The organism is Rudaea sp., from assembly GCF_036560865.1.
Taxonomy (GTDB): domain Bacteria; phylum Pseudomonadota; class Gammaproteobacteria; order Xanthomonadales; family Rhodanobacteraceae; genus Rudaea.
Window position 1 is genome coordinate 1 of record NZ_DATBQK010000055.1, and the last position, 7,691, is coordinate 7,691.

General features: G+C 62.8%; 12 protein-coding genes. 9 read left to right on the plus strand and 3 right to left on the minus strand.

All coding sequences use genetic code 11. The features are described 5' to 3' along the window. From VIE67_RS06260 to VIE67_RS06270, 3 genes are all read left to right on the plus strand, one after another. Nucleotides 1–423: phytoene desaturase family protein (locus VIE67_RS06260; protein WP_414707301.1), on the plus strand; the 423-nt coding region annotated here is incomplete at its 5' end. A 27-nt stretch (nucleotides 424–450) separates the two neighbouring features. Further along, nucleotides 451–906, plus strand: a complete 456-nt coding sequence (locus VIE67_RS06265) for a YybH family protein (protein ID WP_332024367.1) — start codon at nucleotides 451–453, stop codon at nucleotides 904–906. Then, nucleotides 896–2,203, plus strand: a complete 1,308-nt coding sequence (locus VIE67_RS06270; protein ID WP_332024369.1) for an MFS transporter — start codon at nucleotides 896–898, stop codon at nucleotides 2,201–2,203. Before VIE67_RS06265 ends, VIE67_RS06270 begins: the two co-directional genes overlap by 11 nt. 24 nt (nucleotides 2,204–2,227) lie before the next feature. Here the strand turns inward: VIE67_RS06270 and dnaG are convergent, their stop codons facing one another. Further along, nucleotides 2,228–3,991, minus strand: coding sequence for a DNA primase (dnaG, locus tag VIE67_RS06275; RefSeq protein ID WP_332024371.1), 1,764 nt, complete (start codon nucleotides 3,989–3,991; stop codon nucleotides 2,228–2,230). Between the two features lie 123 nt (nucleotides 3,992–4,114). On the opposite strand from dnaG, the gene VIE67_RS06280 reads away from it, so the two are divergent. Beyond that, the gene (locus tag VIE67_RS06280) at nucleotides 4,115–4,360 is read left to right on the plus strand and encodes a type II toxin-antitoxin system Phd/YefM family antitoxin (RefSeq protein ID WP_332024373.1); all 246 of its coding nucleotides are present in this window, start codon (nucleotides 4,115–4,117) and stop codon (nucleotides 4,358–4,360) included. Next, nucleotides 4,350–4,640 carry a type II toxin-antitoxin system RelE family toxin gene (locus tag VIE67_RS06285; protein WP_332024375.1) on the plus strand — a complete coding sequence of 97 codons (291 nt, stop codon included), beginning with the start codon at nucleotides 4,350–4,352 and terminating at the stop codon, nucleotides 4,638–4,640. The genes VIE67_RS06280 and VIE67_RS06285 overlap by 11 nt, the downstream gene beginning before the upstream one ends. 12 nt (nucleotides 4,641–4,652) lie before the next feature. Here the strand turns inward: VIE67_RS06285 and VIE67_RS06290 are convergent, their stop codons facing one another. Beyond that, nucleotides 4,653–5,105 (minus strand): GatB/YqeY domain-containing protein, encoded by a 453-nt coding sequence (locus VIE67_RS06290; RefSeq protein WP_332024377.1) that lies wholly within the window; start codon nucleotides 5,103–5,105, stop codon nucleotides 4,653–4,655. Here VIE67_RS06290 and VIE67_RS06295 point away from each other — a divergent pair. Next, nucleotides 5,104–5,274, plus strand: coding sequence for a hypothetical protein (locus tag VIE67_RS06295; RefSeq protein WP_332024379.1), 171 nt, complete (start codon nucleotides 5,104–5,106; stop codon nucleotides 5,272–5,274). The two genes, VIE67_RS06290 and VIE67_RS06295, sit on opposite strands and share 2 nt — an antisense overlap. A gap of 25 nt (nucleotides 5,275–5,299) precedes the next feature. Here VIE67_RS06295 and rpsU read toward each other — a convergent pair whose 3' ends face one another. Next, nucleotides 5,300–5,515 carry a 30S ribosomal protein S21 gene (gene rpsU, locus VIE67_RS06300; protein ID WP_332024380.1) on the minus strand — a complete coding sequence of 72 codons (216 nt, stop codon included), beginning with the start codon at nucleotides 5,513–5,515 and terminating at the stop codon, nucleotides 5,300–5,302. Between the two features lie 92 nt (nucleotides 5,516–5,607). Here rpsU and tsaD point away from each other — a divergent pair, with 92 nt between their 5' ends. From tsaD to folK, 3 genes are read left to right on the plus strand one after another with little or no spacing between them, the layout of a single operon-like run. Beyond that, a complete protein-coding gene (gene tsaD / locus VIE67_RS06305; protein ID WP_332024386.1) occupies nucleotides 5,608–6,621 on the plus strand; it encodes a tRNA (adenosine(37)-N6)-threonylcarbamoyltransferase complex transferase subunit TsaD in 1,014 nt (337 codons plus the stop codon). A 43-nt stretch (nucleotides 6,622–6,664) separates the two neighbouring features. Further along, nucleotides 6,665–7,024, plus strand: a complete 360-nt coding sequence (gene folB, locus VIE67_RS06310) for a dihydroneopterin aldolase (protein WP_332024382.1) — start codon at nucleotides 6,665–6,667, stop codon at nucleotides 7,022–7,024. Then, nucleotides 7,024–7,512 carry a 2-amino-4-hydroxy-6-hydroxymethyldihydropteridine diphosphokinase gene (gene folK, locus VIE67_RS06315; protein ID WP_332024384.1) on the plus strand — a complete coding sequence of 163 codons (489 nt, stop codon included), beginning with the start codon at nucleotides 7,024–7,026 and terminating at the stop codon, nucleotides 7,510–7,512. Before folB ends, folK begins: the two co-directional genes overlap by 1 nt. The last annotated feature ends 179 nt before the right edge of the window (nucleotides 7,513–7,691 follow it).

Below are 7,691 nucleotides of genomic sequence, written 5' to 3' on the forward strand. Positions count from 1 at the left end.
CTCGATGATTCGCTCGCACCCAAGGGCCAGCATGTCGCGAGCCTGTTCTGCCAGCATGTCGCGCCGACCTTGTCCGATGGGCGCTCGTGGGACGATCATCGCGACGAAGTGGCCGATCTGATGATCGCGACCGTCGACCGCTACGCACCGGGCTTCAAGGATTTGGTGCTCGGCCGCCAGATCAAGTCGCCGCTCGATCTCGAACGCGATTTCGGTCTGATCGGCGGCGATATCTTCCACGGCGCGCTGTCGCTCAATCAGTTGTTCAGCGCGCGGCCGATGCTTGGCCAGGCCGATTATCGCGGTGCGCTGCCAGGCTTGTATCTTTGCGGCGCAGGTACGCATCCGGGTGGCGGCGTCACCGGCGCACCGGGACACAATGCGGCGAAGGTGATAGGCGCGGATTTGCGTCGAGGGCGCTGAAAGGCGCAGAGGGGGAGGGTTATGTTCATGAGACCGATTTCCGCAGTGATGGTCGCACTCGGTGCACTGCTGATCGCAGCTTGCGCAGCGGCACCGCCACGCATTTCGAACGAACAAGCCAAGCACGAAGTCGAGGCCACCGAGCGCGCGTTCGCCAAGACCATGGCCGATCGCGATCACGCAGCGTTCATGACCTTCCTTGCCGACGAAACCATATTCTTCGGCGGCAAGGGGCCGCTGCGCGGCAAGGCGCAGGTCGCCGCGGCGTGGAAGCGCTTCTACACTGAACCCAAGCCGCCGTTCTCGTGGGAGCCGGCGCAGGTCGAAGTGCTGGACTCGGGCACGCTGGCTTTGAGCACGGGGCCGGTGCACGATCCCGATGGCAAACTCATCGCGACTTTCAACTCGATCTGGCGCCGCGAAGCGCCAGGGGTATGGCGCATCGTGTTCGACAAGGGCAGTGATGTCTGCGATGGCAAGTAACGACGCGCCAGCGAGCGCTGCGAACGACATGACACACGTCGCGGCGAATTCGAAATGGCGCGTGCTGTTCGCCAGCCTGATCGGCACGGCGATCGAATTTTTCGATTTCTATATCTACGCCACCGCCGCGGTGCTGGTGTTTCCGAAATTGTTTTTCCCGGCCAGCGATCCGACTTCCGCCACGCTGCAATCGTTCGCGACTTTCGCACTCGCGTTTTTCGCGCGCCCGGTCGGCTCGGCGCTATTCGGCCATTTCGGCGACCGCATCGGGCGCAAGGCGACCCTGGTCGCCGCGCTGTTGACGATGGGTTTGTCGACGGTCGCGATTGGACTGTTGCCGACCTATGCCTCGATCGGCATCGCCGCGCCGTTGTTGCTCGCCCTGTGCCGGTTTGGCCAGGGGCTCGGCCTCGGCGGCGAATGGGGCGGAGCGGTACTGCTGGCGACCGAGAATGCGCCGCCGGGCAAGCGCGCGTGGTACGGAATGTTTCCCCAGCTTGGCGCGCCGATCGGCTTCTTGTGTTCGGCGGGCATCTTCCTGCTGCTGAGCGATACCCAGAGCGATGCGCAGTTTTTCGCCTATGGCTGGCGCGTGCCGTTCCTGCTGAGCTCGCTGCTCGTTCTGGTCGGTCTCTACGTGCGCCTGAAGCTGCATGAAACGCCGGCCTTCCTGCGGGCGCTGCAAAACAACGAGCGCGTGCGCCTGCCGATAGTCACCGTGGTCACGCGGCATCCGCTGATCCTGCTGCTCGGCACATTCGCTTCCATCGCCACGTTTCTGCTGTTCTACCTGATGACCGTGTTCACGCTGAGCTGGGGCACGGCGACGCTGCATTATCCGCGCGGCGAATTTCTGATCCTGCAGATGGCGGCGATGCTCGCGTTCGCGTTCGGCATACCGCTATCGGCCATGGTCGCGGACCGCTACGGCGCGCGCGCGGTGCTCATCGCGGCGTCGCTGGCGATCCTCGCATTCGGCGTGTTGTTCGCGCCGATGTTCGTCGCCAATGATCCGGGCGCGGTGCTGATCTTCCTCGCGCTGGGATTGTTCCTGATGGGCCTTACTTACGGACCGCTCGGCACCGCACTGGCTGGTCTGTATCCGACCGCAGTGCGCTATACCGGCGCGTCGCTCTCATTCAATCTGGCCGGCATCCTGGGCGCATCGCTTGCACCCGGCATCGCAACCTGGCTCGCGAGTCACTACGGATTGCAGTACGTGGGCTATTACCTGTCCGCGGCGGCGGCGCTGACCTTGTTTGCGTTGCTGGCGATCGGCAAGCGAGACGAAGCGTAGCGAGCTTCTTTCGTGCAGTCGGAGCTAGCTGCGCATCATCTTGAGCAATGTTCCTAGCTCCTGTTTCTCGCTGTCGCTCAGCACGCTCTCGTCGCGCTGTTTCATCAAGTCGTCGATGCGCTGCTGGGATGTCTGCCGATCAAGCTGGGTGAGCGCATCGAGAAATTCCGATTTCCACTGCTCCTCGCCGCCGGGAAATTCCATCACCGCGAGCTTCTGCAGCGCGCGTACCTCATCGCGTTTGCCGAAATGCTCGATGGCCGCGCCGGTGGAAATTTCCGGGCGCTCGCGACATAACGCGATCAGTTCGCTCAACAGTGGGATGCCGGGCTGGCGCAGCGTTGAAAACAGATGCGGCGGCTCGATCGCGGCGACGAAACCGGGATTCTGCAACAGCAGCGCGACCGCGGTGCGCACCAGCGTGCGTTCCTGCGGGCGCGCGGGCCTGCGCGGCGCATTCGCGGCGGGGGTGTCGATGCGCAGCTTCACATTGGCGACGCGATCGAGCTCGCCGAGCATCAAATCGCGAAATGCGCCGTCGGGAATCTGACCGATCAACGGGCGCGCTCGCTCGGCCAGGCGCGCCTTGCCATCGAGGCTCGTGAGATTCACGTCCTTGCCGAGCTCGCCGAAGAAGAATTCACTGAGCGGGGTGGCGACCTTCAAGCGGTCTTCAAACCCGACCTGGCCTTCCTTGCGCACCAGCGAATCCGGGTCCTCGCCGTCAGGCAGGAACAGGAAAAACGCCTGGCGCCCGTCACGCATGCGCGGCAGCACCGATTCGACCGCGCGCCACGCGGCCTGGCGTCCGGCGCGGTCGCCGTCGAAGCAGAAGTATACATCTGCACATTGGCGGAACAGTAGCTCGGCGTGGTCGCGCGTGGTCGCGGTACCGAGCGTGGCCACGGCCTGGGTGACGCCGTGCTGGAACAGCGCGATCACGTCCATGTAGCCTTCGACGACGATCAGGCGCGGAATCTTGCTGTGCGCCTGGCGCACTTGCCACAGCGCAAACAGCTGCTGGCCCTTGTGGAACAGCGGCGTCTCGGGTGAATTCAAATACTTCGGGCCATCACTTTTGCGTGCGTCCTGCACGCCAGAATCAAGAACCGGCGATCCATCGCCGGACTTCTCAATGATTCTTCCTCCGAACGCTATGGTTCTTCCGCGCCGATCCTGGATCGGAAACATCACGCGATCGCGGAAACGATCGTATTTCCCGCGCTCGCCGCTCGTCAGCATGCCGGACTTTTCCAGCAGAGCGATGCGTTTTTCATTGGTGCCGAGCGCGGACTTCAACGCATCCCACTGATCGGGCGCGTAACCGAGCCCGAAGCGTTCGACCGTCTGCGCGTCGAGACCGCGCCCATCGAAATACGCTCGCGCGTTCTCGTTCTTGCCGAGTTCGCGCTGATAGAACTTTGCGGCCGCGTCGAGCACGGTATACAAATCCGTCGAGTCTTCCGCGGGTGTGCGTTTGCCGCCGCCTTCGTAAGGCACCTTGAGACCGGCGCGTGCGGCAAGATCCTCGACCGCGTCGACAAATTCCATGCGGTCGTAGTCCATCAGGAACTTGATCGCGCTGCCATGCGCGCCGCAGCCGAAGCAGTGATAGAACTGCTTGGCCGGACTTACGGTGAACGACGGCGAGCGCTCGTCATGGAACGGGCAGCGCGCCGACCAGTCGCGCCCGGCCTTGCGCAGCGGCACGCGTTGCTCGATCACATCGACGATATCGATGCGCGCAAGCAGTTCGTCGATGAATTGGTCGGGAATGCGGCCGGACATGATCGTCTAGTTTATTCGTCTTGCCTGACGAGTAGGGTGTTGTGAGCCGGTTAGTCTGCCTCGGGTGGTCGTTGTAACGAGTGATCCCATGAGCTATATTCGGACCTAAATATGGAGCCAATTATGCAAACCTTGTTTGCCAGCGCCGCGATCAGCATCAGCGAGCTGAAGAAGAATCCGAGTGCCGTTATCGGCGCGGCCGAGGGCGCGCCGGTCGCGGTGCTCGTGCATAACAAGCCGACGGCGTATCTGGTGCCGGCGGAGACGTTCCAGCTGATGATGGAGCAGCTTGAGGACGCCGAGCTTGCCGCGTTGGTGCGCAGTCGCGAGAAGGAACGCAGCGTCAAGGTGACGCTCGATGAGCTATAGCCTCGCGTTCAAGCCATCGGCGCTGAAAGAATGGCGCAAGCTGCCCGAGCCGATTCGGCTGCAATTCAAAAGCAAACTGGCCGAGCGCCTGCAGGCACCGCTGGTGCCCGCGGCGCGACTGCACGGCATGCCGGATTGCTACAAGATCAAACTCAAGTCATCCGGCTATCGGTTGGTCTATCGTGTGATCGAGAAACTCGTCACGGTCGAGGTCATTGCGATCGGCAAGCGCGACAAGAGCGCAGCCTACGCAGCCGCGAGCAAGCGCTTGAAAGAGTGACCGCCGTGGCGCTCAGCCGAGCGCCGCAAGCCTGGCCTTGACCAACTCCGACAGCTTGCCCATATCGGTGCGTCCGGCAACCTTGGCTTTGACCAAGCCCATCACCTTGCCCATGTCTTTCGCATTCGTCGCGCCCGATTCGCCGATCGCGGCGGTTATCGCGGCATCGACTTCCGCCGCGGAAAGCTGGGCGGGCATGTAGCCCTGAATCACGCCGATTTCGAACTTCTCCTTGTCGGCCAGATCGGTGCGCCCGGCAGCTTCGAACTGGGAGACCGAATCGCGACGCTGCTTGAGCATCTTTTCCAGCACGCTCAGCACCTGCGTATCGTCGAGCAGGATGCGTTCGTCGACCTCGCGTTGTTTGATTGCCGCGTTGACCAGGCGGATCGTGCCGAGGCGTTCCTTGGCGCCGCCCTTCATGGCGGTCTTCATATCTTCGATAAGTTGAGTTTTCAGGGTCATGGCAGCTCGTTTCTTGGGAAGTGCGGCCAAAGATGGTCGCTACGTGATCTTCGCGTTCAAGGATGAACGCACCAACAAATCAAAATACAAACGGCCGGTACGCTCGCGCGTGACCGGCCGTCTTTTTCAGAAAACTCCGGCCAAGTATGGCCGATCTTCCCGCGGATGAATCCGCTTAAAGCTTTCTCCAGCGATCAATACAAGCGACGACGCTTGGTCACATCGCGCGACACACGGCGCAGATGACGCTTCACCGCCGCGGCGGCCTTGCGCTTACGCTCCTGGGTCGGCTTTTCGTAGAACTCGCGCTTGCGCGTTTCGGCCAGCACGCCGGCCTTCTCGCAGGTGCGCTTGAAACGACGCAGAGCGAACTCGAAAGGCTCGTTCTCGCGAACTTTGACGTTGGGCATGCTGACTCCGAATCCACTATGATGGCCCGTTCTAAGACGGGTGAGCCGCGCATTTTACCGTGACAAACCAGCAAATTGCAAACCAGAAGGCCATGCCCGTGCTCGGGGTGGAAACCTCGTGCGACGAGACCGGCGTAGCGGTGTTCGACCCCGCGCGCGGCCTGCTGGCGCATACGCTGTACAGCCAGATCCGCATGCATGCGGACTACGGCGGCGTGGTGCCCGAACTGGCCAGCCGCGACCACGTGCGCAAGCTGCTGCCGCTGATCCGCGAAACTCTGCGGGCCGCCGGCATGAGCACGCGCGACCTGGGCGGTGTGGCCTATACCGCCGGACCCGGGTTGGTCGGCGCCTTGCTGGTCGGCGCCTCCTGCGCGCGTGCGCTGGCCTGGGCGCTCGAACTGCCCGCGATCGGCGTGCATCACATGGAAGGGCATCTGCTCGCCCCATTGCTCGAACCCGACCCGCCGCAGCCGCCATTTATCGCCCTGCTGGTGTCCGGCGGCCATTCGATGCTGATCGAAGTCACCGGTATCGGCCGCTATCGCCTGCTCGGCGACACGCTCGACGACGCCGCCGGCGAAGCCTTCGACAAGACCGCCAAACTGATGGGCTTGGACTATCCGGGCGGGCCGGCGCTGGCAAAGCTGGCTGAAACCGGCACGCCGGGGCGATTCAAGTTTTCCCGGCCGATGACCGACCGGCCCGGGCTGGATTTCAGTTTCTCCGGATTGAAGACTCAGGTCCTGCTCGCCTACCAGGCGCACAAGCACGAGGCGAACGCCAAGGCCGATATCGCGCGCGGTTTCGAGGAGGCGATCGTCGATACCCTGGTGATCAAATGCCGGCGCGCCTTGCAAGCAACCGGCGCACGCCGTCTGGTAATCGCCGGTGGCGTCGGCGCCAATCGACGCCTGCGCGCGCAGCTTGCCGCGGCGGCCGAGCGCGAGGGCTTTCGCGTGTATTTCCCGCGCCCGGAATTCTGTACCGACAACGGCGCGATGATCGCGCTGGCCGGCGCGCTGCGCTTGCAGGCGGGATTGTATGACGACGCCGCGATCAAGGTCGCGCCTCGCTGGGACCTGGAAAGTCTTCCCGCGGTATAAGATTTCCAGCCCCTCAGCCCTCAGCCCTCAGCCCTCCCAGACAATGGACACTGTTTTCATCGAAGACCTGCGCATCGAGACCGTAATCGGCATTTACGATTGGGAGCGCAAGATCCGCCAGGTTGTCGCGCTCGATCTGGAAATGGCGTTCGACAATCGCAAGCCGGCGGCGAGCGACAAGATCGCCGACACGCTGGACTACAAGGCCGTGGCCAAGCGCTTGATTGCGTTTGTCGAAAGCTCCACGTTTCAGCTCGTGGAAACGCTGGCCGAGCGCTGCGCAGAAATCGTGCTCGCGGAATTCGATGTGCGTTGGTTGCGACTGAAACTCGCCAAACCCGGTGCGGTGCGCGGCTCGAAGGCGGTCGGTGTGGTCATCGAACGCGGCGCGAAGCCAGCTTGATGGTGCGTGCCTATCTGAGCATCGGCTCGAATCTCGAGCCGGAGAAGAATCTGCGCACTGCGCTGACCGAACTGCGCGCGCAATTCGGCGAGATCACCGTATCGCCGGTTTACCGCGGTCCCGCGGTCGGCTTCGACGGGCTGGATTTCCTCAATCTTGCCGTCGGCATCGACACCGACATCGAACCGGTTGCACTCAACGACTTGCTGCATGCTCTGGAAGATCGTCACGGCCGCCGACGCGATGTGCCGCGCTTTTCCAATCGGACGCTGGATATCGACATCGTGCTCTACGGCGACCGCGTACTGAAAGGGCCGGGCAATCTCGAGCTGCCGCGGCCGGAACTCAAGTACGCCTTTGTGCTCAAGCCGCTGGCCGATATCGCGCCGCAGGTTGTGCATCCACTGAGCGGCAAGACGCTCGCGCAGTTGTGGCAGGAGCAGGCACGAGCAGCGGATTCGTCGCTACAGCCGGCAGGCGATCTGTAGACCCGCAAGCGCGCGCTATTTACAGCTCTTTACGCCATGCAGGCGCGGTGCTAAAACGTCGCTGCAATCGTCGAGGGGGCGGCATCATGTTCGAAAAGATCGAGCGCAGTTGGGCTCTGGTCAAGGCCAGCGCAGCAGTCCTGCAGGCGGACAAGAAGCTGCTCGTGTTCCCGGCGCTG